The sequence below is a fragment of the Bradyrhizobium sp. LA2.1 genome, assembly GCF_040547725.1.
Classification (GTDB): Bacteria; Pseudomonadota; Alphaproteobacteria; order Rhizobiales; family Xanthobacteraceae; genus Bradyrhizobium; species Bradyrhizobium barranii.
On sequence record NZ_JBEPQI010000032.1, the window covers coordinates 35,340 to 59,418 of the forward strand.

Genomic DNA, 24,079 nt, shown 5'->3' on the forward strand with positions numbered 1-24,079 from the left:
GCTTACGGTGATCGAGACAGTACGCGAGAAGTTCACCTGCCGCGATTGCGAGAAGATCAGCCAGCCGCCGGCACCGTTCCATGCCACGCCGCGCGGCTTCATCGGTCCGCAATTGCTGGCGACGATCCTGTTCGACAAGTTCGGCATGCATATCCCGCTCAATCGCCAGAGCGTGCGCTTCAAGGCCGAGCGGATCGACCTGCCGCTGTCGACGCTGGCCGACCAGGTCGGCCACGGAACGTTCGCCGTCATGCCGCTGTTCCAGCTGATCGAGCGTCATGTGCTCGCGGCCGAACGCCTTCATGGCGACGACACCACCATCCGCATCCTGGCGAAGGGCAAGTGCACGACCGGCCGGATCTGGACGTATGTGCGGGATGATCGGCCGTTCGCCGGACCTGCGCCGCCGGCGGCGGTCTATTACGCCTCGGGCGACCGAAGGGGCGAACATCCCCAGAAGCATCTGGCCGCCTTCGCCGGTATCCTGCAGGCGGATTGCTATAGCGGCTTCGAGCCGTTGTTCGACCCAAAAGGGAAAGCGATGCCGATCACGCCGGCATTTTGCCTGGCCCATGCGCGGCGGGGATTCTTCGAGCTGGCTGACATCGAGAAAGCCGCCCGGGACGGACAGAAAGGCAAACCTGTCTCCCCGATCGCGCTGGAGGCGGTCAGGCGTCTTGACGCCCTGTTCGAGATCGAGCGCGCCATCAACGGCCGAAATGCTGACGAGCGGCGTACCGTACGCCGGGAGAGAAGCAAGCCGCTTCTCGACGACATGCACGACTGGCTGCTCCGCGAGCGCGAAACCCTCTCGCGCTCCTCTGAGGTTCTGAAGCCTATGAATTACATGCTTAGGCGCTGGGACGACTTCGCCCGCTTCCTCGACGATGGCAGGATCTGCTTGACCAACAATTGCGCTGAGCGTGCATTGAGAGGCATTGCCTTGGGAAGGCGCAACTGGACCTTCGCTGGTAGCCAGCGTGGCGCCGACCGTGCCGCTATCATGCTGACGATGATCACGACCTGTCGCCTCAACGACGTCGATCCCAAGGCCTGGCTCGCCGACGTCCTCGCCCGGATCGCCGATCTTCCCACGTCGCGGCTGCACGAACTGCTGCCCTGGGAATGGAAGCTCCTGCGCCAAGCCGATAAGCCCGCCGGTCAGCAGGCCGCCTGACCTTTACCCCACCGATCATAGAGCTCATTGTGCCCGCGCGCATGCGTCAATCAGACGGTCCTCGTCGTATGCGTACCTTGAATACGCGCAACAGACGTACGATCAGGCAATCCGAAGCCCGAAGCGGGAATTGTTTGTCACGACCGAAGACGATCTTGAGGTGGAGCATTTCGGCGCCGACAATGGCACGATCCTGCGTGACTAGGTAGCGGACTGGGTCAGCGAGACATTTAACGAAGTTTAGGCTCTCGAGACTCTCGCGGTGAGCGTGACGTCTCTATGTGGCTCGATCATAGGCCGTGGGATATTTGGGTTGGACGATACGGATACGGCGGCGTTGACGCCGCCAGGCTTCTTTCATCCAATCATATTTGAAGTAGTGGTGGTGCGTCCCGTAGCTGCCTATTGAGGGCGACACGAACGCCAACAGCGGCGGCCATGACTGGCGCGCCGCTGGCATTGGCCATGTAGTGGTTGAGACGCTTAAAGCTTCCCCAAGTTACCCCTCGGCGCAATTTTCCTTGGGATGACATCGCGCGAGCGCGTAAGGCGATCCGCTAGCAGCGAGTTTATCGCGGTGCCCGTGGTGTTGTGTGGCACTGTCGGGTACGTGGAGTTCATCCGCGTTTCGCAATGCAGTGGTTTAGCAAACCGGCCGATTGCGACGTGCGACGTCACTCAACAATTGCTACACTCACTTATTGATCAACGGAATTTTCGGGGTAGTCGGAGGATCGGGCGACCACAATCGGTAGCTGAGCGAAGTAAGAATAGTATACCCATTGGACGCAACTCCGACGTTCGGGGTGGCGCCTACGACGTGGGTCGAAAGTTCCTTGAGGCCCCACACATTCAGAGCTACGGGTCCAAAATCGTAGCTAACGCGACCGCCAGCTGCCCAGATATCGTATGACCGTTATTTATTACGTTGTTGTAAAATGCGCTCGATTGATCGCTGGCAACCTGTCCCGCGTAGTATCCGATAGCACCGAAAGTCCATTTGCCGATCGTCTTGGCAGCTGTGAATTCGGCGTGAAAGACAGTTCCGCTCCTGTAGTCGGTGATCGTATTGCGAGTGTTGAGCTCTGCGAACATGTTCGCTGTAAAATTCCAGCCATCCTTCAGATACGACACCACAAACGAGGGGTGGAATGTCCACCAGGGATTGCCCCAATTTGCCAAGCCGGTGGGACCCGAGATCGAACCCGTCGGAGCCGTTATACCAAAGCCTGCCTTTGCAAAGAAGCCGCTCTGCCCGAGTTTCCAGCTCAACTCGACTGGCACTATGTATGTGTTGTGCATTCCCGCAGCTGATGAGTTGACCGGGGCAGTGGCGGAAGCCTCAATAAATGGCTGGACGATTACGGCGTCGTAAGTTGCTCCCAAGAACTGCCATCCAGGAACGAAGAGAATACCTGTTGCTGCGGCCGCTTGGTGAATCTCCGTCGGAGTTCCGCCAACGTTTGGTGCGGTCGGTCCCACCAACTTCGCTTGGTAGGTCGAACATTGATTGAACATGTAAACGCCTGCAGGCGGGGTGCCAGCTGAACCTGACCCCAGCGTAATGCCCGGCTTTAGTGCCCAACCGGGGTAGCGAAGTTCATAAGCTTCAGCTGCAGTTGGCACAAACAGAGCCAGCGCCAACATAGTAACAGATGCATTCCTCAAAATCATTTTCGTCCTCCCCATATGAGTATCGCCTCCTCCAACTTTTTTTTGAGGTCGGCTAATCACAAGGGAGCACAACATCGGAATTCCATCAATTATAACCGAGTCGTATCGTTTTTCTAATAAGAAGGCTGGCAAAATCGCAACATCTTGTATCTCACAACTAATTTCAGCCCGCGTTGGAAGACCTTTATGCGGAAGACGGTGCGCGTTAGAGGTGGCCACGAGGGCGCGCCGCCGCGGGATATTCGCCTGATTGGGAACGGACAAAAGCGAGGATCCTAGCCGCTGCTATTTGCCGGACCGACCGACCGGCCGAACACCGAGCAATCTTGCGTCCAGATATCTGCTCTTAGGACCGCCCACGGCAATATCTCGAATTGGGCGTGGTTGCACTTCGTCGTGAGCGCAGACGATCGGCCGCGGGGGCTAGCTCGCGAATAGCCAAAACTCGCCTGAGAAGGCAAAGCCGCAACATGCTATATCCCGCTAGCTTGTCGATCAGGCAGAGCGTCAGTCGTCGATAACGAGAAAATCAACCGGGTGCGCTGCTCGCGCAAGCATGCATCCGAACGCCATTCCTGTTTCTTACGCGCGGCTTAGCTGTTGATTGCAGCACGGGAAGGGCTCACGCAGCTTAGCGTCATCAGCCGAATTCGCTTCGTTTGAAGCGAATTGTTGTCAGCTAACCGCAACCAGGCCTCAATCGAACGCCTGGACTTGGATCCCCCAACAATTCAACGCCGCTGTTCTCGAACGCTCTTCGGATCTTCTCGATCGTCCGACTTCGCGCGCGTATCGCGCCGTCGAGAGCTTCCAAGCGTCGTACTGTCGAAATCGCCACGCCCGAGTTCCTCGCGAGTTCGCATTGCTCCCATCCGATTAGCGAGCGGGCCGCTTTTATCTGACGAGGAATAATGAGCATGAGGAACGCGACCTCCCACTGCTTGCTGGGTCAGCGCTAAACCGCAAGCTCTCTCGCGACGTAATGCGAACGATAGCACAAGTGGACGAGATGTAAAACCTTATTGGTACGGCGACGCAGCCGTCCATGCGCTCGGCTTGGTGGCGGCCGCCCATATAGGTGGACTCCGCAAACTTGCGCTCGATCAGCATCCAGCCTTCATCTTGGTCCGGATGCGCCCAAGAACCTGGATCGAACGATGCCATAAAGAGCAAGCGAGAGCTCCAGTGCATGTCACCGAACCTCATAGATTGCGCTGTCGTCGGACCTTTTCCGATCTTCGATTCGACCGCGGAAGAGTGTTTTCTGATCCGAGCTTCCGGTTCGCCCGGACACCGTACAGAATCCGGAAGGACGATCCCACCGTTCTGGATAAGAGATGCGCTTCCTTTCATACCCCCTTTGCGAGCTGAGATAGCGGGACAAATGCGCATCGTCGGGATTCAGAAGCAAGTCACCGGAGTTACGCGCGGCGGTCGGCGTGACGGTATGAGAGTTGAAATCGCTATTCCGGCGACGAAGGCGATCGCGGGTAGGCACTTGATCTAGTTCAGCGAGTTGGCCAAGTAAGGACAGCAGGAGCAGGTAGAAGTCGCGGAGCACAATCGAAATGGGAATTTGCGAACTAAGCGAAGCATCCCGAAATGGGTTGCATAGCCACGACATCATCGAAAACTCGAAATCTGGTCGTCGTGTAGCCGATCCCGATTCTTGCTCAAGATGGCATACGAGCTGGGGCAAACACTTTCATCGTGCCCAGACGGTTTGGACGGACGATCGACCTGCTTCTCTAGATCGCGAACCGATAGCGCAATTGACTCTACACTATCCCACGCCTGCTCCATTGCCACGAGATGAGCACTAGCTTCTCAGCCACGTCTTCGTCTATCTTCATCCCAGCCGTTTTCGCAGCGGTGGCCCGTGTCTGGCCTCAGGATACGAAGATAGACTGATTGAAATGTCAAATCCGAACCATCCCACACCTGTGAAGAAGTCGGCGTCGCACAAGCGACTACGCGGGCGGCCCCGTAGCGATTCGACCCGGCGCGCGATCCTGGCGGCTACACTCCGATTGCTGCGCACGGTGACCATTCAGTCGGTGACGATCGAAGCGATCGCAAAAGCGGCAGGCGTAAGCAAAGCAACCATATACCGCTGGTGGTCATCGAAAGCCGCAGTAGTGATTGATGCATTTATGGAGCACCACGTCGTCAGTACTCCAATGGACTCGGAGTTACCTGCCGTCGAGGCCCTTACTGCTCATCTCGTTTTGTTGGTCAAAGAGTATGGCGACAGCAGGTCCGGACGACTCGTTGCTCAGATCATCGCCGAAGGTCAAAATGATCCTGCTGTGCTCAAGGCATTCCGCGAAAGATTCGCGGATGATCGATCCGAGCTCGTTTTGCGGGTTATCGAGGCGGGCCAGAAACGCGGCGAATTGCGCAAGGATGTTCCCGCCAAAGTAATGGCGGAATGTCTTTATGCTCCGGTATACTTCCGGCTCTTGCTCGGCAGTCCTCCACTAAGTAGATCCTTTGCCGAAGGGCACGCGAAGACGATGCTCGGATTGTTCAAAAGCTCCGCTCGCAAACCCTAGCTGAATCTGCACTGAGCGGGAGCGGGGGCCGCGACGAAAACAATCGCGCATTCACGAGGCCGGCGACAAATTAGTGCTTGATCCCGGAGAGCGCGTTACAACTGCTTCCCCATGCGAAAGAACGCGCACTGTAGCATCGGCCTGCGCGGTTCTGTGGCTTTCTTCGAAAGCATCTATGCCGCCGGCGGTGCTTTTCGCTGTAAGCCCTGTCAGACTGCCGACTGCGGCCGCGCCGGAAGGCTAGCCTTGCTGCGTCGCAACCTCTTCAAGGTATCGGCAGCCAACCGTCAAGGCCCCCGGCGGGATCAAGCCGGTTCAGACCCTTGGAGTACTCAACGGGGGCGAGCAGTTGACGAGTAATAATCGAAACGATACGTTTCGTTACTAGAATATAAAATGCCCGACACTGGGCGAGATGCAAGGCCAAGTATGGACCGCGCAGCCGTTTTCGCAGAATGACCTTTGGCGCGGTCGGGTACGGATGGCATAACGTTGTTCGGCGTGATCGCCAGCGCCTGGAATTCTCGCTTGTTTCAGGCTGTGGAACCCGTTCGCTGAAGTGCTTGGCTCGACAGATCGATGCAATCCATTTGGGGTCTTCACCTAGATCCAAAAATCGAATTGCGGGTATTCCACGCGACAATCGTTGGGAGAGCGTCATGCATGTTTTCACCAGGGCGACGGCTAGAAGAGATGCTTTCAGCGCAGAAGTGGTCGATCCATGCCGCCCGTCACGCTGCAACTGTGGTATCGATCGCCGTGGATTTCTCGCGGGCGGCGCCGCTGCGTTAACCGCTGGCTTGACTGGCTTTGTGCCTAAGGCCGGCGCGCAAGTGACGCCACCACGCATCGACGTTCATGCCCATCTCTCGCCACCCGGCTACATTGCCGAACTGGCTCCCGCTGGAAAGATTCTACCTGCGACCGCGAATTGGTCCATCGCTAGCCATCTCGATGAGATGGATCGAGCCGGCATCTCGGTATCGCTGCTGTCCGTCGCAACGCCCGGAGTCTGGATGGGAGACATTGCGGGCAGCAGACGGCTTGCCCGCGAGGCCAATGATTTTGCCGCTAAGTTGGTGCAAGCCAATCCGAAAAGACTTGGCATGTTCGCTTCGCTTCCGTTGGTCGATGCAGAAGGCAGCCTCGCCGAACTCGCTTATAGCTTGGATCAGCTGAAAGCCGACGGTGTCGTGCTGATGACTAGCTACGACGGCAAATACCTCGGCGATCCGACGTATGATAGTGTCTTTGCCGAACTGAATCGGCGAAAGATGGTCGTCTATATTCACCCAACGCTATCCGCATGCTGCGTAAATATCATTCCCGGGATCTATGAGAACATCATCGAATTCGGCACCGACACGACTCGAGCGATTGCGCGTTGGACGTTCGGTGGCGCTGCAGAGAAATTTCCCGACATCAAGATGATTTGGAGCCATGCCGGCGGCACCATGCCGTCGCTGATCGAGCGGTTTGACTGGCTTGAAACCATTCCGCCGTACAGGGGCGCGCGCCCACGGACCTTCCGAGACCAGATCAGAGAAGATTATTTCGACATCGCTCAAGCGTCCAATCCTGTTTCGCTGACAGCACTCAAACAGCTGGTCCCCGCGTCACGGATCGTGTTCGGAACCGACTATCCTTTCCGAACCATGGCGGAGCACGTGAAGAATCTCTCAGATTCCAAGCTCTTTGACGAAAAGGAATTGGCGCAGCTGGAAAGCGGTAATATGCAAAGACTCATTCCTCGTCTGAAGACGTAGCGATCGAAGGCAGAGGTCATTTTTCCGGCCACGTGACGATTGTGCTAAAAGGTATGCGTGGATCGAAGAAGGGGAAGTTGTACGAGGACCAATGTCTTAATCCCCTTCCCGAGATATTTCTATTGTCTGGTCACGCGCTTGTTTCGGCTGGCCGGCCTTGCCGTCGTGAATCGATTGCCGGATTTCCGCGGGGCAGGATCGAAATGTCCCCAGTTCAGCCCAAGCACTTGCGGGCGGGCGCGTCCCGTCTTCGCGCCACCTCATCGAGGGGGATTGAAGCATCCTCTATCGAGTGGTCGATGTGGTCCTTGACAATACGAAACGCATCGTATCTAAAATAGTTCAACAACGCAACGTAAAGCGAGTAAAGCGATGAGCGATTTAAGGGGAAGGCAAACGTCCACACCTATTGCGGAGCGTGAGTACCGGCCTGTCCGGCGCATCGTGACCGGCGAGGACGATCAGGGGCGCTCCGTGATCGTGTCCGACGGGCCTACGCCAAACGTGGCTTTCCCAACTTTCTCATCCGGCGCTGGTCAGGTCGTGTGGGCCACGGGCTCCGGTATTGCCCCCGGCGATGACCCGGCGCCGGCGGGGCACCGCTTTGCATTCCACTCCGACGGCGGCTCGCTCTTGAGGATCGCCGACTTTGCGCCGGACGAGCAGATCGATAGCGCGAAGCTCGCGAAGTTTTTGGCGGAAAACCGCGTCCTGGGCGAGAAGCCTGGTCGACATGCCTGGTTCCACAAGACGCTTTCCTTGGATTACGCGATCGTTCTCGAGGGCGAGATATACGCCATGATGGACGTCGGCGAGACGCTCATGCGGGCTGGCGATGTCCTGATACAGCGTGCGACAAGCCACAGCTGGTCCAATCGATCGGGCAGAATGTGCCGGATGGCATTTGTGCTTCTTGCGCTGCCCGAGCGCGAAACAAAGTAAAGGTCGTGCTTGTCACTTCGACGCTCGTCGATGACGCGCCAACGCGAGACCTCTTTGCCAATCCGCAAAGCTGAAGAACTCGCTGCCAGTGGGAGGAATTTAGTGTCGCGTGCCTTTACCATTAAACTTCCGAATGGCATTTCGATGCACTACTACGAGTGGGCGGGGCCGAAACCTGCGTTGATCTTTCTTCATCCCTCTCTGGGCTACGGTCGCATGTGGGAGTGGATGGCGGACGCAATGAAAGGGAAGTTTCACATCTACGCTCCCGACCAGCGGGGGCACGGTTACACTGACAAGGCCGATGGGGACTATTCGGCCCAAGAGTACGCCGAAGACCTCAATCTCTTCATGCAGGAATTGGGGATCAATCGCGCAGTGCTTGTCGGGCATTCGCTGGGCGGCCGCGTCGCTCAGGTATTTGCTGCCCGATACCCGCAACGCGTGTCGGCCCTTGCGCTGATTGCTGGCCCTCACCTCACCAATTTCTATGGCACCCGCGACAGTGCCCAAAAGATCATTGAGGGAATGTACGCCACGATAAATTATCCCGATGAGTTTGGATCGAAAGAGGAGGCATTTTCTTTTCTCCGGTCCAGAAGACCCTGGATTCATGATCCCGATGCGGGGCTTCATCATCGGATCGCTCACAACTACGTGCATCTGGAGGGTGGTCGGCTAGTTCCCCGCTACGATAAGGTTCGAGTCGCGCAGGGGCTCGGTCATTTGACTTATAATCTGCGGCCATACGCCGCTCGCGTTGAGTGTCCCGTCTTGATTCTGCGAGGCAGCCTGGGCGACGCACTCACGCGCGAGCAGGCTGACGAAATCGCAGGCTTCTGGCGAGATGCGCACGTGGTGGACATCGAAGGGCACTACGCCCTTCAGCTCGAGAATCCCGTCGCTACCGCAAAGGCAATCGAAACATTCCTGTCGAGCAATGGCGCAAGCTGAGGCCTGGGGTCTAGGCGTGGCGAGGACTTTTTGCGCGTTCGGAGGTACTGAACAATGACGTTCCGTGTGAAACATCCTGATCGTCTCTACATCGGGGGAGAATGGGTACCGTCTCTTGATGGGAGCCCAATTGACATCGTGTCTCCGGATACGGAGCAGATCGTGTTTCGGGTCGCTGGTGCCGGTCCACGCGACATGGATCGAGCCGTTGCAGCCGCGCGTGAGGCCTTTGACCGGGGAGGGTGGTCGACGGGACCCGTACTCGAACGCATCGAAGCCGTGCAGCGGCTCGCCGATGCATTGGGGCGCCGAGCGCCGGAACTCGCCGCAGCTTGGTCCGTGCAAATGGGTGGGCCGACGGCTCTTGCATCCCATGTCGTTGGCTACGGGACTCAAAATTTATTGGATGCTATCAAGATTGGCCGAGAGTTCCGGTTCGAGATGAATCCGCAGAGCGCCGTCGCCACGTTGGCGCGGGTCGTTCACGATCCAGTGGGCGTCGTCGCTGCGATCACACCCTGGAACACTCCCTACATGCTGATGACGGCGAAGATTGCGCCGGCCCTGATCGCGGGTTGCACTGTGATAATGAAGCCAGCGCCGGAAACGCCGGTCGAAGCCTATATCATCGCAGAATGCGCTGACGAGGTGGGATTGCCCCCCGGCGTGCTTAATCTCGTTCCTTCCGAGCGCGAAGCGGCCGACCACTTGATGCGCAATCCGGGCGTCGACAAGATCGCATTCACTGGCTCAACGTCAGTCGGTCGGAAGATTGCGCAGGTCTGCGGGGAAAGCATTCGACGCTGCTCATTAGAGTTGGGAGGAAAGTCCGCGGCCATTGTGCTGGACGACTTCTCTGATGAGGAAGCAGCGAAGACGCTTACCAACACAATAGTCACGCTGAGTGGGCAAATATGTGCGATGCTGACGCGTGCGATCGTACCCCGCCACCGTCACGATGCGATCGCGGAAGCGGTCGCGGCTGAGATGAAGCAGATTCGCATAGGTCACTCCGATGACCCTGAAGCGCAGATGGGGCCGCTTGCAACGAAACGACAGCTCGAGCGTGTCGAACACTACGTAGCAACCGGCGTGTCAGAGGGCGCCACTCTCGTAACTGGCGGAGCGAGACCACCTCACTTGGAAAGTGGCTTTTTCTTCGAGCCTACTCTGTTTGCAAACGTCAAGAACAATATGACGATCGCCCAGGAGGAGATATTCGGGCCAGTGCTTTGCCTCATCGCTTGCGAGGACACCGATGATGCGATCCGAATCGCAAACGACTCGATCTATGGCCTAAACGCGTCGGTCTTAACGCACGACGCGGATGCGGCGGCGGCGGTCGCCAGGCGGCTGAGAGCCGGGAATGTCGCTCAGAACGGATTGCGAGCCGACTTCTCGCTGCCTTGGGGCGGATTTAAGCAATCAGGCATCGGGCGTGAAGGTGGCGAGCAAGGTCTCTCCGGATATCTCGAAACCAAGACGATGCTATTGGACGGAAAAGCTTGATCAGCCGACCCTTCCATTGACCAGGAACATGATTTGAAGTGCTGTTCCCATAAACCGCAGAAGGGATGTTAAATTGGAAAAGCTTTTCGTCCTCTATCCGGATCAACCGAACCCGGACGCGTTCAAGGCTTATTATGTGTCGAACCACATTCCGCTGGTACGTAAGTTACCCGGCCTACGGACATCTCGCTACAGCTTCGATGTGCACTCGCTTGGCGGCGCAGCGAGCGTTTTTTGCGTGTTCGAAGCCGAGTTCGCCGATGCCGCAGCGCTAGGTGCGGCAATGGAATCTCCGGAAGGTCATGCGGTAGTTCAAGACGTCCCGAGATTCGCGCAGGTTCCTCCGATTATTCTGAGGTGCTCGATCGAGCTCGAGTCCTGATCGTGTGTCACCTGGACTACGATATACGGTTGCTGCAATCGTCAGCCGCTCTCGTGCTTCCGGTCGCAATCCTCTTCATGCAAGGTCCCTGCGTCAGTCGGTCGTGCTGGCTGCGCAAGTAGGATCCTTCCGACAATCACGACTACTCGGAAGCGATCCAACTTCGTAAGCCATTCACTGAATGAAACCCGTCGGCTGCATAGCTGCGGATCGAGGGCAGGAAGGCCCGCGCCATCTCGGCGAGCGCATGTCCCGGGCCGAGGTCCAGAACACGCGTGGTCCCCAGCTCGGAGAGCGCCGTCAGCGTGGCTGCCCAGTCGATGGGGTGCGCGACTTGGCATGCGAGCTTCGCCGTTACACGGCTTGGCGTGAAGATGCGTTCGCCGCCCGCGAGCAGGATGCGCTGGCCTGAGACGGGGAAACGTTTGCTGGCGTCGAACGCCTGTTGCAGCGGGGCGCAGGCCTGCGCGAGGCGCGATGTGTGCGAGGCGATTTTCACGGCAAGAAGGCCGCTGCGCGCTCCCGCTGCTGCAGCTTCATCGCAGAGCGCGATCACATCCCGCTCTGCGCCGCCGACCACGAACAGAAGGTCCGGATTTTTGATCGCGATCTCGCAACGGTGCTTTTTCGAGCAAGCGGTCGAAGGTGGTCCGGTCGAGCCCGCGGACATAGCCGAGGCGGCCATCCGGTCCCGCCGTGTCGTCCATCAGTCGCGCGCGAATCTCGGTCAGTCGCAGGGCCTCGTCAGCGGTCCAGATTCCCGCAATGCTCCAGGCTGCGGTCAGCGTTCGGGGCACGAAAGCTCCGTTATCGTCGAGCTGTCGCAATCAAGCGATTCGGAGGAGCTGTCATGAGGCAATACGTCGGCCTGGATGTCTCGCAAAGAGAGACTTCTGTTTGCGTGGTCAACGAGAATGGTCAAGCGATTTTTGAAGGAAAGGCCAAGTCTGATCCCGGCGATCTGTCCAAGCTGCTTCGTAAACATGCGCCATCGGCGGAGCGTATCGGATTTGAGACGGGCGCGATGGCAAGCTGGCTTTGGCACGAGCTTCGTAGGGTTGAACTCCCTGTCGTTTGCATCGATGCAAGGCATGCGCACGCAGCACTGTCGGTCCGCATGAACAAGAGCGATCGGAATGATGCTCGGGGCCTTGCCGAACTGGTGCGGGTTGGGTGGTATCGAGAAGTCAAAATCGAGAGCGAGGAGAGCCAGAAGGTTCGAGCGATCCTCGTCGCGCGATTCCGCCTTGTGTCCATGCGCCGGGATATCGAGAACCAGGTCCGCAGTCTGATCAAGGAATGTGGGTTGCTATTCCCTCGCGCCATTGGCCGACAGTTCCGTAACCAGGTCGGCGAGCTATTGGGCGAAGATCATCGACTCCTCAGCGTGATCGATCCGCTCCTGTCGATTCATGAACATATCTGCCAGCAGCAGGGCAAATTCGACGACGAGGTCCGCCGATTGGCGAAGTCTGACGAGACGACGCGTCGCCTGATGACGGTTCCTGGTGTCGGCGTGGTGACTGCCTTGACGTTCCGCCATACGATCGATGACCCGTCCCGCTTCCGATCGGCTTCGAAAGTCGGCGCCTATCTCGGCCTCACACCTCGGCGCAACCAATCTGGTCAAACTGACACTAGTGGCAAGATATCTCGATGGGGCGACAGGCTTCTCCGAACCTACCTGTTCGAGGCCGCGACCGTCCTTCTCTATCGGACCAAAAAATGGTCTTCCCTCAAGGCCTGGGGAATAAAGCTCGCGAAGCGGGTCGGTATGAAAAAGGCAAAGGTCGCCATCGCGCGCAAGATCGCTGTGATCCTCCACTGCATTTGGGTCGATGGCACGTCGTTCGACTGGGGCCACGCGCCGGCCTGACCTTATTGTGCAAGTTCCTGGCCCGGTCCGCCGGGCCAGGCGATGTCCCGCTGGGACGGTGGTCGTGGTGACCTCGGTCAATCGGCTGGTGGCGGGCTCGCCCGCACGCCGTTGCAAACGATGAGGCACCCGATCCGGACATCATCATGAGGCGCTTGCGACCTCGGAAAGGACCATGACCCCAGCGACGGGCAGCTGATCGCATTGAGATTTAGGTAACGGCTAATCGGCCCACGACTACCGAGCTGGCTATCGATCTACCAGCCGCGCTCGCCCCGTCTCCGCAACCCCGACCCGCTCCGATGGGTCGAGCGCTACCGTCTTGCCGAATGGCTTTAAAAAAGAGAATTGACATCAATCCGCAATTAAAGGGCCGATTGACAGCTCGCTGGAGGGAAAGCCTGCCGACTTCAGCCGCGATCAAGTCACTGCAGCCTATTTCGGGACCTGAACGATGGATTGGGTCAACGGCATCGTGCAGGGCGTGCTCGTCGGCGGGCTCTTTGCTCTGTTCGCCACAGGGCCGTCGCTCATCTTCGGCGTGATGCGAATCGTGAACATCGCGCATGGCGACATGATCATCGCGTGCGCCTATCTCGCCTTCACGGTCATACAATTATCAGGTCTGCATCCGCTCGTCAGCCTGCTGATCGTCATCCCGATCGCGAGCCTTGTCGGCTATCTCCTGCAGACCGCCATCCTCAACCGGACGCTCGGCAAGGATATCCTGCCGCCACTGCTCGTTACGTTCGGGCTGTCGATCATCGTTCAGAACGGGCTGCTCGAGGTCTACAGCGCCGATAGCCGCAGGCTTACTGCGGGCCCGATCGAAACAGGAAGCTTCCCCTTGGCCCGCGGGATCGACATCGGGTACCTGCCGCTCCTGACATTCTTGACGGCGGTCGTCGTCGTTGCCGGTCTCCAGTTCGTGTTCTACCGGACCGAGATTGGTCGGTCCTTCCGCGCAGTATCCGACGATCCGGAGACGTCGCAGCTGATGGGTCTGGACAACCGCAAGGTCTACGGCCTTGCCATGGCACTCTGCCTCGCCGTGGTCGCGATCGCCGGCGTGTTCCTGGCGACCCGATCGAACTTCGATCCCTTCATGGGGCCGAGCCGACTGATCTTCGGTTTCGAAGCGGTGATTATCGGTGGTCTTGGAAACCTGTGGGGCACGCTGGTCGGCGGTGTGATCCTCGGTGTCGCGCAGGCGATCGGTGCGCAGATCGATCCGGGATGGCAGCTGTTGGCCGGACACATCGCATTCCTTGTCATCCTCGCCATCAGGCCTGAGGGCCTGTTTCCAAGGGGGGCGCGGTGATGCGTGAGGTAACCCGCGCAACGACGGCAAGCCATCTCGCTCTCGTTGGTGCCATCTTGCTCGTGATGGTGCTTGCTGCTGCTCCCTATTGGGGATCGACAGCCAACCTGCGCTTGCTCGGCGAGATCATGGTGTATTTGGCTCTCGCCAGTCTCTGGAACTTGCTCGCCGGCTTCACGGGGCTCGTCTCGATTGGACAGCAGGCCTATGTCGGGCTCGGCGGCTACATGCTGTTCACCATCTGCATCTCTCTTGGATGGAATCCGCTCTATGCGATTCCGATCGCGGGCCTCGTCGCCGCGCCGATATCTGCCCTGGTGGCCCTACTCGTCTTTCGGCTGAATGGCGCCTATTTCGCGATCGGGACCTGGGTCGTTGCCGAGGTGTTTCGTCTGGGGTTCGCACAAATGTCGTCGCTGGGCGGCGGATCCGGGCTCAGCCTGCCGATTACGGTGATGAGGGAAATGGCGAGTACCAAGGCTGAGCGGGAGGCTCTGATCTATTGGGCTGCGCTCCTGCTCGGCACCGGCTCGATTACGATCGTCTATCTCCTGCTTCGCTCCCGGATCGGACTGGCTCTTACCGCGATCCGCGACAGCGAAGTTGCATCGTCCAGCCTCGGTGTGTCCATCACGCGCGTGAAGCTGCTGGTCTACGTCGCCGTTGCCGCCGCGACCGCGATGGTGGGCGCACTCGTCTTCATGCAGAAACTACGAATTGCACCGAGCGCTGCGTTCAGTGTGACCGACTGGACTGCCTTCGTGATCTTCATGGTGGTGATCGGCGGCATCGGAACGATCGAGGGGCCGATCGTCGGGACCCTACTTTACTTTGTCCTGCGGCAATTCCTGGCGGACTTCGGCTCCATCTATCTGATCGTCCTCGGCGGCTTGGCCATCTTAGTCATGATGGTCGCCCCGCAAGGAATTTGGGGCTTCCTCGCCAATCGCTGGGGCCTATCGCTATTCCCCGTCGGCTATCGCGTGAGGTTGCAGGCGATGCCTGCTCAGAACAATGGGAAGGAAAACGAGTATGTCGGGCGCAATCAGGCACATCGTGATGTGGCGGCTGCGCGGCGAAACCGCTGACGAGCGGGTTGCTGCGCGGACCAAGGTTAAAACCCCTGTTCGAGGGCCTGAAGGGGCGTATCGACGGGCTTACCCATATCGAAGTCGGCGTTGACGTCAGCGATGTCGACTATGCCTGCGACGTTGTCCTGTTTTCCGAGTTCCGGGACAGAGCAGCCCTCCAGGCGTATGCGACTCATCCCGAGCATCTTCGCGTCCGCGAGAAGCTAGGTGACCTGCGCATCGGGCGTTTTCAGGTCGATTACCCCATCAAGCAAGCCGGCATCTGACCGCGCTTCGTTTCGTCCGAGAGCAGAGTTGACGGAGGTCGCATGCGTAATTTCAACGAGATCACAATCACGGACGCCGTATTGGAGCGTATCAAAGATGCGTCCGATCCGCGAATCAAGCAGGTGAGCGAGGCGCTGGTCCGTCATCTGCATGCTTTCGTGCGTGAGGTCCGCCCGACGCAGAAGGAGTGGGAATTCGGCATCGAATTTCTCACCCGGACCGGCCATATGTGCGACGACAAGCGCCAGGAGTTCATCCTTCTGTCGGATACGCTTGGCGTCTCGATGCTGGTCGACGCAATCAACCACCCGACCTCGGAGGGCGCAACCGAGACGACGGTCCTGGGTCCGTTCTTCGTTCAGGCGGCGCCCGAGAAGCAGAATGGTGACGACATCTCGGGGATCATGGAGGGCGATCCTCTCCTTGTTACCGGCTCGGTCTCGACCGTCGACGGCCGGCCGCTCCCAGGCGCCGTAGTGGATGTCTGGCACTCTGACGATGACGGCTATTATGACGTTCAACAGCTCGACAAGATCGGCGACCTCGCCGTGCGAGCGCGCTTTCGGGCAGACGACAAGGGGCGCTTTCACTTCTGGTCCATCAAGCCGGCGCCTTATCCCATTCCTCACGACGGCCCGGTTGGGGACATGCTGGAGGCGCAGGGGCGGCATCCCTGGCGTCCTGCTCACGTGCATTTCATGATTTCTGCTCCTGGTTTCGAGCAACTCGTGACGCACGTTTTCGTGGCAGGAGACAAGTACCTCGACACCGACGTGGTGTTTGGTGTGAAGGACAGCTTGATCCGTACATTCGAGCAATGTCCGCCTGGCAAAGCTCAGGACGGCCGCGTGACGGATAAGGGGTATTTTCATCTCAACTACCACTTCGGGCTCAGGCACACAAATGGTGCTCGCCGTGTCTGACAGCGACCACCGGCGATAGAGGGCAGGTGAACGTCGACAGTCATGATTGGCGAACTCGTTCGGCGCGCTGCTGGCCGCCCGCCTGGTCATGGGATTGGCGGAGGGCCGGTATTGCCTCTCGCCCAATCGATCATGCTGGCGGAATCGTCGGAGCATCGACGCGGCTTCAATGTAACTCAGGCGGGCGCGCATGACGGTGACAATGCCCTTGACGACGTTTTCGGCGCGAAACGTCCATCAAGAACTCCTCGAGCTTTTTTTCCTCGAGCACTTTGGCGATACTGAAAGCGCGGTCCAGCTCCCGCTTCAGCTTGCGCAGTTCCTTGATTTCCGGCTCCGAAATTGTTTTGGGCAGCGGTCCTTGCGGTCAGGCCTTCCAGCGTGCCTCTGACTTCATAGTGCTGCCGCCTCGGCTGGCGATACGCGCGCCACTACGGGTCCCTGGCTGGGGATCTTGTCGACGATGCCTTCGCCTTCGTGCTGCCGCAGCGCTCGCGCACGGGCGGTCCTGCTAACTCCGGTCCAGGAGCAGAGCTCGTTCTCATTCAACCGCTCGCCGGGCTGAAAGCGACTGCCGATGATTGCGATTCGCAGATTGCTTGCCACCTGATGCCTGAGCGGTGCAGCCGTGACCGGCACGCGCTGGACTTTGGAACTCTTTACCCAGTGCACCTTGTGGCTGCGGAAAATTCAATCGCTCGAATCAGATGATTGTCCGACTAGCTCGCAATGGAGACGGGCGTTCGGGACCCGCGCAAGGCATACTACCGTAATATGTTCAAGACGCGCAATCTTGGGAAAGCGCAAATCGAACGGATGTGTACCATTCGGTTCCATTTACTCCAGTCGACTTCTTCGCTAGGTCCTTTGCGCGCACGGGTCCCTCTCCATGAGGCCGGTCCGGCGAACGTAACCGAGGTGCACGAGTGGAGAAGGTCACAAGGGCGAAGGCTCCCCGGCGCGCCGTCCGAACTGGGCGTCCTCCCAAGGAGTTGGCCGCCGAAGTCGACGAGCGGATTCTCAACGCTGCGCGTGAGCTGTTCCTGGCACGGGGGCTCGGCGTCAGTGTCGCGGAGATTGCAAGCCTTGCTCATGCGAGCAAGGGAACGATCTACGCGCGCTTCCCCACCAAGGAGGCTCTGTTCGCCGCGATCGCGATCCGCAACTCGGAAAACGTGCGGCAGGGTTTCGAGAACGCGTTGTCGCCGGGCGATACGATCGAGGAGCGGCTCACAGCGCTCGCTAGCGAGATCCTCAAGCACGTGCTCGCTAACGACAACATCGATTTCATGCGGCTGGCCGCTGCCGAAGCGCGCCGCTTTCCCGATCTGGCCAAGGTCGGCCGCATGATGCGCGAGCGCGGCACCCATCACGCCACCACCGTCTTGCGGGATGTAACCCTGTCGAAGCAGGACAGTTTGCATGCCGCCTTCGCACCGGAACGTCTGCCCAGAACCGCACAGTTCTTCCTCGACCTCGCGGTCGCGCCGCTGCTGCTGCGAGCGGTGATGGGCGAAGATCCCAAGTCGCTCAGATCGCAGATCCACACCCATGTGGCGGAGAGTGTCGCGTTCTTTCTGGCCGCCTGTCGCGGCGGCGGAGCCGGTTGAGAGCGAGCGGCGCCGCTCGTCGTCATCGAACGCGACAGGCCTCGATATCCTGGCGGCAGGATGATTGTCCCGCGCCGATGCGGCAGGCCGTCGTCAGCCGCGGCGTTGCACGCCTCTCTCATGTTTCTGCCCAACAATAGAACTTCACGGTACGGTTATTTGACAGGGCGGATCGTCGCCAATAACGATACTGAACCGTATGGTTCGATTATTGAGGACGAAAGAGTTACTCTTGAGAAGACAGGGGAATTTCGCGGGGCTGTGGACCGAGAGCTGCGTTCGTGCGTCGATGGCCGGGCATGCGCGGCTTTTGGCCGGCGTTGCCGTGCCGGCCATTCTGCTCGCCTCTTGCGCGGTCGGGCCGAATTTCGCCGCGCCCGATGCTCCGGCCGTCAGTCGCTACACGCGTGAACCTCAGCTCGCCTCGACTGGGAGCACCAGCACGCCAGGCGGCACGTCGCAAGCCTTCTCGCCCGGAAGCGATGTCTCGGGCGTCTGGTGGACACTCTTCCGCTCGCGCAAGCTCACGGGATTCGTCGATGAGGCGGTTCGCAACCATCCGGATGTCCAGTCCGCCGAATTCGCGCTACGCGCTGCCCGCGAGAACGCGCTCGCCGAGCAGGGAGCCCTGTTTCCGCAGGTGAGCGGAAGCGGATCGGCGGCGCGCGAGCAGGGGCCGCAATACAAGCTCTTCAACACTTCGGTCAGCGTGTCCTATGCGCTCGATCTCTGGGGCGGCACGCGTCGCCAGGTCGAGGCGCTGGAGGCTCAGGCCGACTATCAGGCGTTCAAGCTGGAGGCGACTTATCTGGCGCTGACCGCCAACGTCGTCACAGCCGCGATCACCGACGCCTCGCTGCGCGACCAGATTTCCGCGACCGAGGACATCGTCAAGGCCGAGACGGATCAGCTCGCGCGCATCCAGCACCAGTTCGAGATCGGCGCCGTCTCCAGGTCGGACGTGCTGGCGCAGGAATCGACCCTCGCACAGGCCAAGGCGACGCTGCCTCCGCTCCAGAAACAAATGGCGCAGCAGCGCAACCAACTGATGGCCTATCTCGGCCGATTGCCGAGCGAGGATCGCGGCGAGCATGTGGCCCTTGCCGAGTTGCGTCTGCCCGGACGCCTGCCGGTGTCGTTGCCGTCGGAGTTGGTCCGGCAACGCCCGGACATTCGCCAGGCCGAGGCGACGCTGCATCAGGCGACCGCGACCGTCGGCGTCGGGGTCGCGAATCTTCTGCCGCAGGTCACGCTGTCGGGCAGCTACGGCGCGAGCGGAGCGGGCAAGCTGTTTTCGCCGGGCACGATCGCCTGGGACGCGACGTCCAGCATCACGCAGAAGCTGATCGACGGTGGCACGCTCTATCACACCAAAGAGGCCGACGTTGGGCTCTTCGAGCAGGACATGGCGGCCTACAAGAGCACGGTGCTGTCGGCGTTCCAGAACGTCGCCGATTCGCTGCGGGCAATTCAGTACGACGCGGCGACGCTGAAGGCGCAGGCCGAAGCCGAGAAGGCCGCATCCGACAGCCTGTCCATGTCGATCGAGCAGTTCAAGACCGGTGCGGTGCCCTACGCCAACGTCATCACCGCCCAGCAATCCTACCTCAACGCGCGCATCGCGCGCATCAAGGCGCAGGCCGCGCGCTTCTCGGACACCGCCGCGCTGTTCCAGGCGCTCGGCGGCGGCTGGTGGAACAGGGCCGATCTGACGACCGCTGCCTCGCCCCGCGTCAATCCCGGCTATTTCGCCGGCCCCAACCGCTCAAGCCAGGAAGCCGCGCGATGACCAGGCGCATGACGATCATGCTGGCCGTGATGGCCGTTCTGTTCGGTGGCCTCTACGGCTTCCAGACCTTCAAGGACATGATGATCCGGAAGGCGATCGGCGCCAAGGCGAATCCGCCGCAGACCGTCTCCACCGTGGTTGCAGCCACCGCGCCGTGGCGATCGACGCTCTCGTCGGTCGGCTCGCTGCGCGCCGTGAACGGAGCCGATCTGGCGCTGCAAGCGTCCGGGATCGTGCAGCGCATCCAGTTCTCCTCCGGGGACGAGGTGTCCGAGGGCCAGCCCCTGCTCCAACTCGTAGCGACCGACGACGTCGCCAAACTGGAGTCGCTCCAGGCGACCGCCGAGAACTACGCGATCGTGCTCAAGCGCGACGAGGAGCAGATCAAGTTCAACGCGGTCAGCCAGGCCACGCTCGACAGCGACAGGGCCAATCTGAAGAACGCCAGAGCCCTCGTCGAGCAGCAGAAGGCGATCGTCGAGCAGAAGACGCTCAAGGCGCCGTTCGCCGGCAGGCTGGGGATCCGCGCCGTCGACATCGGCCAGTTCCTGAGCGCCGGCACCACCATCGTCACCCTTCAGAGCCTCGATCCGATCTACGTCGATTTCTATCTGCCGCAGCAGGCGCTGGCCTCGATCAGCATCGGGCAGGATGTCACCGCGACGGTGGACGCCTTTCCCGGCGAACGTTTTGCCGGTCGCGTCTCGGCGATCAATGCCAAGGTCGATAGCGGCAGCCGCAACATTCAGGTCCGCGCGACGATCGCAAACAATCCCGCGCGATTGCTGCCCGGCATGTTCGCCAGGGCCGAGATCGACATCGGCAAGGCCGAAGACATCGTCACCGTTCCCCTCACTGCGATCGTCAACAACGCCTATGGCGACCTCGTCTATGTCGTCGACAACCTGCACGACGGGCAGGGCGCTGCGCGGCAGACGTTCGTCAAGACCCGGCCGGCAAAGGGCGACCGCATCGCCGTCACCGACGGGATCAAGCCCGGCGAGAGCGTGGTGATCGCGGGCCAGATCAAGCTTCGCAACGGCAGTCCGGTCAAGATCGACAATTCCCACGTGCCGCTGGCCGAGGCGGCGCCGACCGTCGTCGATCAGTAAACGACGCGCCAGCCGAGGGCCGATACGATGCGTTTCACGGACATCTTCATCCGCCGCCCGGTGCTGGCCATCGTGGTCAGCGCGCTGATCCTGGTCCTCGGATTGCGGTCGATGACCTCGCTGTCGATCCTGCAATATCCGCGCACCCAGAACGCCATCGTCACGGTGACGACGGCCTATGCTGGCGCGGATTCCGACATCATCGCCGGCTTCATCACGACGCCGCTGGAGAATGCCATCGCCCAGGCGAACGGCATCGATTACATGAATTCCAGCAGCATCACCGGCACCAGCACCATCACGGTGAACCTGCGGCTGAACTACGATTCCGGCAAGGCGATGACGGAGATCAATGCCAAGGTCAACTCCGTACTCAACCAGCTTCCAACCGGCTCCCAGCAGCCGACGCTGGCGCTCAAGGTCGGCCAGACCATCGATGCGATGTATATCGGCTTTGCGAGCGACGTGCTGGCTCCCAACCAGATCACTGACTATCTCTCGCGCGTGGTGCAGCCGCGTTTGCAGTCCGTGGCCGGTGTGCAGACCGCGGAGCTGCTCGGCGGCAAGAAGTTCGCGTTGCGTGCCTGGCTCGACGCCGACAAGCTCGCCGGCTATGGGCTGACGGCCACCGATGTCTCCACCGCGCTGTCAGGCAACGACTACATCGCCGGGCTCGGTGCGACGAGGGGGCGGCTGGTCCAGGTCGACCTTTCGGCCACGACCAACCTTCATTCGCTGGAGCAGTACCGCAACCTCGTCGTCAAGCAGGTCAACGGCGCCATCATCCGCCTGAAGGACGTCGCGAACGTGACGCTCGGCAATGACGACTACGACAGCTCGGCCAAGTTCAACGGCAAGACAGCCGTCTATCTCGGCATCCAGGTCGCGCCGACCGCCAACCTGCTCGATGTCATCAAAGGGGTGAAGGCGGCCCTTCCGGACATCAACGCGAACCTGCCGAACGGCATCGTCAGCGAAATTCTCTACGATTCGACCGCGTTCGTGAACAGCTCGATCGACGAGGTCGTCCACTCGCTGGTCGAGGCGGTCCTCATCGTGACGATCGTCGTCTTCCTTTTCCTCGGCTCATGGCGGTCGGTCCTGATCCCGGTGATCGCGATCCCGCTGTCGCTGATCGGCACCTTTGCCCTGATGTTGCTGATGGGCTTTTCAATCAACCTGCTGACGCTGCTGGCGCTCGTGCTCGCGATCGGGCTCGTCGTCGACGATGCCATCATCGTGGTCGAGAGCGTCCATCGCCTGATCGACCAGGGGGAGACGCCGATCGAAGCCGCGATCCAGTCCGCGCGCGCGCTCGCCAGTCCCATCCTGGCGATGACCGTGGTCCTGATCGCGGTGTACGTGCCGGTCGGCTTCCAGGGCGGCCTCACCGGCGCGCTGTTCACGGAGTTCGCCTTTACGCTCGCCGGCTCGGTGATGGTGTCGGCGGTCATTGCGCTGACGCTGTCGCCGATGAACTGCGCCTGGCTGCTGCGAAGGACGGAGCGGGATGCCACGAATTGGGAAGCGCGCCTGGTGCGCCGGATCGACCATACGCTGGAGCGGCTGACCGCCGCCTATCGCCGCGGGCTCGAATCGGTCTTCGAAACCAAATCCGTGGTGGTGGTGTTCGCGCTGTTGCTGCTCGCGGGCATTCCCTGGCTGTATGTGAATTCCCAGAGCGAGCTCGCGCCCGACGAGGATCAGGGCGTGGTGCTGATGCTGACCAATTCGGCGCCTTCGGCAACGGCCGAGCAGCGCCAGTTCTACGGTCAGCAGCTCTACGATCTCATCGCCAATCGGGCCGAGACCGCGGTGGTCTTCCAGATCGACACGCCCTCGCAGGCGATTGGCGGCTGGGTGCTGAAGCCCTGGGACAAGCGGACCGCGACGACCAAGACTCTCCAGCCGGAATTGCAGAACTTGCTCAACGACATTGCCGGCACGCGCTCGGTGGCCTTCCAGCCGTCGCCGCTGCCGGGCAGCAACGGTCTACCGATCCAGTTCGTGATCGGCACGACGGGCTCGTTCAACGAGCTGGACGAGGTCGCCCGCAACTTCATGGCCGAGGCGCTCAAGACCGGACAGTTCATCTTCCTGGACAACGACCTCAAGGTTGACAAGCCGAAGAGCACCGTGGTGTTCGATCGCGACAAGGCCGGCGATCTCGGATTGAAGATGAGCGATCTCGGCGGCGCGCTGGCCACCATGCTGGGCGGCAACTACGTCGAGTATTTCAGCCTCGATGGCCGCTCCTACAAGGTGATCCCGCAGGTTCGGCAGAACGACCGCCTCACCACCGAGCAATTGCTGAGCTACCAGATCCGCACCAGCAACAACACGATGGTGCCGCTGGCGACGGTCGCGCATCTCGACGACAAGACTGTTCCGCAGACGCTCAACCATTTCCAGCAGATCAACGCCGCGACCATTTCCGGCGTCGCCATGCCGGGCGTCGCGATGGGCGATGCGCTGGCGACCTTGAAGACGCTGGCCAAATCCCTGCCAGCCGGCTACTCGGTCGACTTCGCGGGCGCCTCCCGTCAGCTGGAGCTGGAGTCCGGCGGCTTCATCGCCACGTTCCTGTTCGCGCTGATCATCATCTATCTTGCGCTCGCCGCTCTCTTCAACAGCTTCATGGATCCCGTCATCATCCTGATCTCGGTGCCGATGTCGCTCGCCGGCGCGCTGATCTTCATCAGCGTCGGCCTCGGTGGCGCCAGCATCAACATCTACACCCAGGTCGGTCTCGTCACGCTGATGGGGCTCGTCAGCAAGCATGGCATCCTGATGGTGGAGGTGGCGAACGAGCTGCGCGCGGAGGGAAAGAACCGCAGCGAGGCCATCATCGAGGCGGCAACGATCAGGCTTCGGCCGATTCTGATGACGACGGCGGCGATGGTGCTCGGCGTCCTGCCACTGGTCACGGCGAGCGGCGCGGGCGCGGTGTCCCGCTACAATATGGGACTCGTGATCGCTACCGGCTTGTCGATCGGGACGCTGTTCACGCTGTTCGTGGTGCCGGTCGCCTACGCCCTGATCGCCCACCGCGGCGTCACCAGTGCCGCCGGGGAGTTGAGCTGAGCTTGCAGCTCAGGCGCCGGGCGGCGCTGCGATGGTCTGGTGCACGG

17 protein-coding genes and 2 pseudogenes are annotated in these 24,079 nt (G+C 60.3%); 16 read left to right on the forward strand and 3 right to left on the reverse strand.

The window, feature by feature from the left end:
* Positions 1–7 precede the first annotated feature (7 nt).
* A pseudogene (tnpC, locus tag ABIB95_RS40720) lies at positions 8–1,177 on the forward strand (IS66 family transposase); the annotation flags it as partial.
* 858 nt (positions 1,178–2,035) lie between these two features.
* Here the strand turns inward: tnpC and ABIB95_RS40725 are convergent.
* The gene (locus ABIB95_RS40725; RefSeq protein ID WP_354248311.1) at positions 2,036–3,115 is read right to left on the reverse strand and encodes a SphA family protein; all 1,080 of its coding nucleotides are present in this window, start codon (positions 3,113–3,115) and stop codon (positions 2,036–2,038) included.
* Between the two features lie 1,652 nt (positions 3,116–4,767).
* Between ABIB95_RS40725 and ABIB95_RS40730 the strand changes: the two genes are divergently transcribed.
* From ABIB95_RS40730 to ABIB95_RS40755, 6 genes are all read left to right on the forward strand, one after another.
* The gene (locus ABIB95_RS40730) at positions 4,768–5,406 is read left to right on the forward strand and encodes a TetR/AcrR family transcriptional regulator (protein WP_256468614.1); all 639 of its coding nucleotides are present in this window, start codon (positions 4,768–4,770) and stop codon (positions 5,404–5,406) included.
* Between the two features lie 659 nt (positions 5,407–6,065).
* Positions 6,066–7,172, forward strand: a complete 1,107-nt coding sequence (locus tag ABIB95_RS40735) for an amidohydrolase family protein (RefSeq protein WP_354116582.1) — start codon at positions 6,066–6,068, stop codon at positions 7,170–7,172.
* Between the two features lie 372 nt (positions 7,173–7,544).
* A complete protein-coding gene (locus ABIB95_RS40740; RefSeq protein WP_354116583.1) occupies positions 7,545–8,114 on the forward strand; it encodes a cupin domain-containing protein in 570 nt (189 codons plus the stop codon).
* Positions 8,115–8,144: 30 nt separating this feature from the next.
* A complete protein-coding gene (locus ABIB95_RS40745) occupies positions 8,145–9,068 on the forward strand; it encodes an alpha/beta fold hydrolase (protein WP_354116584.1) in 924 nt (307 codons plus the stop codon).
* A gap of 54 nt (positions 9,069–9,122) precedes the next feature.
* On the forward strand, positions 9,123–10,577 hold the full coding sequence (locus tag ABIB95_RS40750; protein WP_354116585.1) for an aldehyde dehydrogenase: 1,455 nt from the start codon (positions 9,123–9,125) through the stop codon (positions 10,575–10,577).
* Between the two features lie 73 nt (positions 10,578–10,650).
* Positions 10,651–10,959, forward strand: coding sequence for an EthD family reductase (locus tag ABIB95_RS40755; RefSeq protein ID WP_354116586.1), 309 nt, complete (start codon positions 10,651–10,653; stop codon positions 10,957–10,959).
* Positions 10,960–11,101: 142 nt separating this feature from the next.
* Here the strand turns inward: ABIB95_RS40755 and ABIB95_RS40760 are convergent, their stop codons facing one another.
* Positions 11,102–11,629, reverse strand: a complete 528-nt coding sequence (locus ABIB95_RS40760; RefSeq protein ID WP_354121698.1) for an ACP S-malonyltransferase — start codon at positions 11,627–11,629, stop codon at positions 11,102–11,104.
* 180 nt (positions 11,630–11,809) lie between these two features.
* Here ABIB95_RS40760 and ABIB95_RS40765 point away from each other — a divergent pair, with 180 nt between their 5' ends.
* The 5 genes and pseudogenes from ABIB95_RS40765 to ABIB95_RS40785 all read left to right on the forward strand — a co-directional run bounded on the left by ABIB95_RS40765 (position 11,810) and on the right by ABIB95_RS40785 (position 16,437).
* The gene (locus tag ABIB95_RS40765; RefSeq protein WP_354121699.1) at positions 11,810–12,835 is read left to right on the forward strand and encodes an IS110 family RNA-guided transposase; all 1,026 of its coding nucleotides are present in this window, start codon (positions 11,810–11,812) and stop codon (positions 12,833–12,835) included.
* 454 nt (positions 12,836–13,289) lie between these two features.
* A complete protein-coding gene (locus tag ABIB95_RS40770; RefSeq protein ID WP_354116589.1) occupies positions 13,290–14,156 on the forward strand; it encodes a branched-chain amino acid ABC transporter permease in 867 nt (288 codons plus the stop codon).
* A complete protein-coding gene (locus ABIB95_RS40775; RefSeq protein ID WP_354116590.1) occupies positions 14,156–15,244 on the forward strand; it encodes a branched-chain amino acid ABC transporter permease in 1,089 nt (362 codons plus the stop codon). The genes ABIB95_RS40770 and ABIB95_RS40775 overlap by 1 nt, the downstream gene beginning before the upstream one ends.
* Positions 15,189–15,513, forward strand: a pseudogene (locus ABIB95_RS40780) (Dabb family protein). The gene ABIB95_RS40775 and the pseudogene ABIB95_RS40780 overlap by 56 nt, the downstream one beginning before the upstream one ends.
* A gap of 42 nt (positions 15,514–15,555) precedes the next feature.
* Entirely contained in the window at positions 15,556–16,437 is an 882-nt protein-coding gene (locus ABIB95_RS40785) for an intradiol ring-cleavage dioxygenase (RefSeq protein ID WP_354116591.1), read from the forward strand.
* Positions 16,438–16,830: 393 nt separating this feature from the next.
* Here the strand turns inward: ABIB95_RS40785 and ABIB95_RS40790 are convergent, their stop codons facing one another.
* The gene (locus ABIB95_RS40790) at positions 16,831–17,109 is read right to left on the reverse strand and encodes a GntR family transcriptional regulator (protein ID WP_354116592.1); all 279 of its coding nucleotides are present in this window, start codon (positions 17,107–17,109) and stop codon (positions 16,831–16,833) included.
* A 320-nt stretch (positions 17,110–17,429) separates the two neighbouring features.
* On the opposite strand from ABIB95_RS40790, the gene ABIB95_RS40795 reads away from it, so the two are divergent.
* The 4 genes from ABIB95_RS40795 to ABIB95_RS40810 all read left to right on the forward strand — a co-directional run bounded on the left by ABIB95_RS40795 (position 17,430) and on the right by ABIB95_RS40810 (position 24,032).
* On the forward strand, positions 17,430–18,047 hold the full coding sequence (locus ABIB95_RS40795; protein WP_354121700.1) for a TetR/AcrR family transcriptional regulator: 618 nt from the start codon (positions 17,430–17,432) through the stop codon (positions 18,045–18,047).
* 289 nt (positions 18,048–18,336) lie between these two features.
* Positions 18,337–19,836, forward strand: coding sequence for an efflux transporter outer membrane subunit (locus ABIB95_RS40800; protein WP_354116602.1), 1,500 nt, complete (start codon positions 18,337–18,339; stop codon positions 19,834–19,836).
* Positions 19,833–20,948: an efflux RND transporter periplasmic adaptor subunit gene (locus ABIB95_RS40805; RefSeq protein WP_502916677.1), complete on the forward strand. Its 1,116-nt coding sequence runs from the start codon at positions 19,833–19,835 to the stop codon at positions 20,946–20,948. Before ABIB95_RS40800 ends, ABIB95_RS40805 begins: the two co-directional genes overlap by 4 nt.
* A 27-nt stretch (positions 20,949–20,975) precedes the next feature.
* The gene (locus ABIB95_RS40810; RefSeq protein ID WP_354116594.1) at positions 20,976–24,032 is read left to right on the forward strand and encodes an efflux RND transporter permease subunit; all 3,057 of its coding nucleotides are present in this window, start codon (positions 20,976–20,978) and stop codon (positions 24,030–24,032) included.
* Positions 24,033–24,079: the final 47 nt, after the last annotated feature.

What these genes read in the sequence shown, in the direction of transcription:
- ABIB95_RS40775 (WP_354116590.1), top strand. Translation starts at nt 14,156, where the DNA reads ATGCGTGAGGTAACCCGCGCAACGACGGCAAGCCATCTCGCTCTCGTT.
- ABIB95_RS40745 (WP_354116584.1), top strand. Translation starts at nt 8,145, where the DNA reads ATGACGCGCCAACGCGAGACCTCTTTGCCAATCCGCAAAGCTGAAGAA.
- ABIB95_RS40760 (WP_354121698.1), bottom strand. Translation starts at nt 11,629, where the DNA reads ATGTCCGCGGGCTCGACCGGACCACCTTCGACCGCTTGCTCGAAAAAG.
- ABIB95_RS40740 (WP_354116583.1), top strand. Translation starts at nt 7,545, where the DNA reads ATGAGCGATTTAAGGGGAAGGCAAACGTCCACACCTATTGCGGAGCGT.
- ABIB95_RS40750 (WP_354116585.1), top strand. Translation starts at nt 9,123, where the DNA reads ATGACGTTCCGTGTGAAACATCCTGATCGTCTCTACATCGGGGGAGAA.
- ABIB95_RS40765 (WP_354121699.1), top strand. Translation starts at nt 11,810, where the DNA reads ATGAGGCAATACGTCGGCCTGGATGTCTCGCAAAGAGAGACTTCTGTT.
- ABIB95_RS40805 (WP_502916677.1), top strand. Translation starts at nt 19,833, where the DNA reads ATGACCAGGCGCATGACGATCATGCTGGCCGTGATGGCCGTTCTGTTC.
- ABIB95_RS40785 (WP_354116591.1), top strand. Translation starts at nt 15,556, where the DNA reads ATGCGTAATTTCAACGAGATCACAATCACGGACGCCGTATTGGAGCGT.
- ABIB95_RS40800 (WP_354116602.1), top strand. Translation starts at nt 18,337, where the DNA reads ATGGCCGGGCATGCGCGGCTTTTGGCCGGCGTTGCCGTGCCGGCCATT.
- ABIB95_RS40810 (WP_354116594.1), top strand. Translation starts at nt 20,976, where the DNA reads ATGCGTTTCACGGACATCTTCATCCGCCGCCCGGTGCTGGCCATCGTG.
- ABIB95_RS40730 (WP_256468614.1), top strand. Translation starts at nt 4,768, where the DNA reads ATGTCAAATCCGAACCATCCCACACCTGTGAAGAAGTCGGCGTCGCAC.
- ABIB95_RS40770 (WP_354116589.1), top strand. Translation starts at nt 13,290, where the DNA reads ATGGATTGGGTCAACGGCATCGTGCAGGGCGTGCTCGTCGGCGGGCTC.
- ABIB95_RS40735 (WP_354116582.1), top strand. Translation starts at nt 6,066, where the DNA reads ATGCATGTTTTCACCAGGGCGACGGCTAGAAGAGATGCTTTCAGCGCA.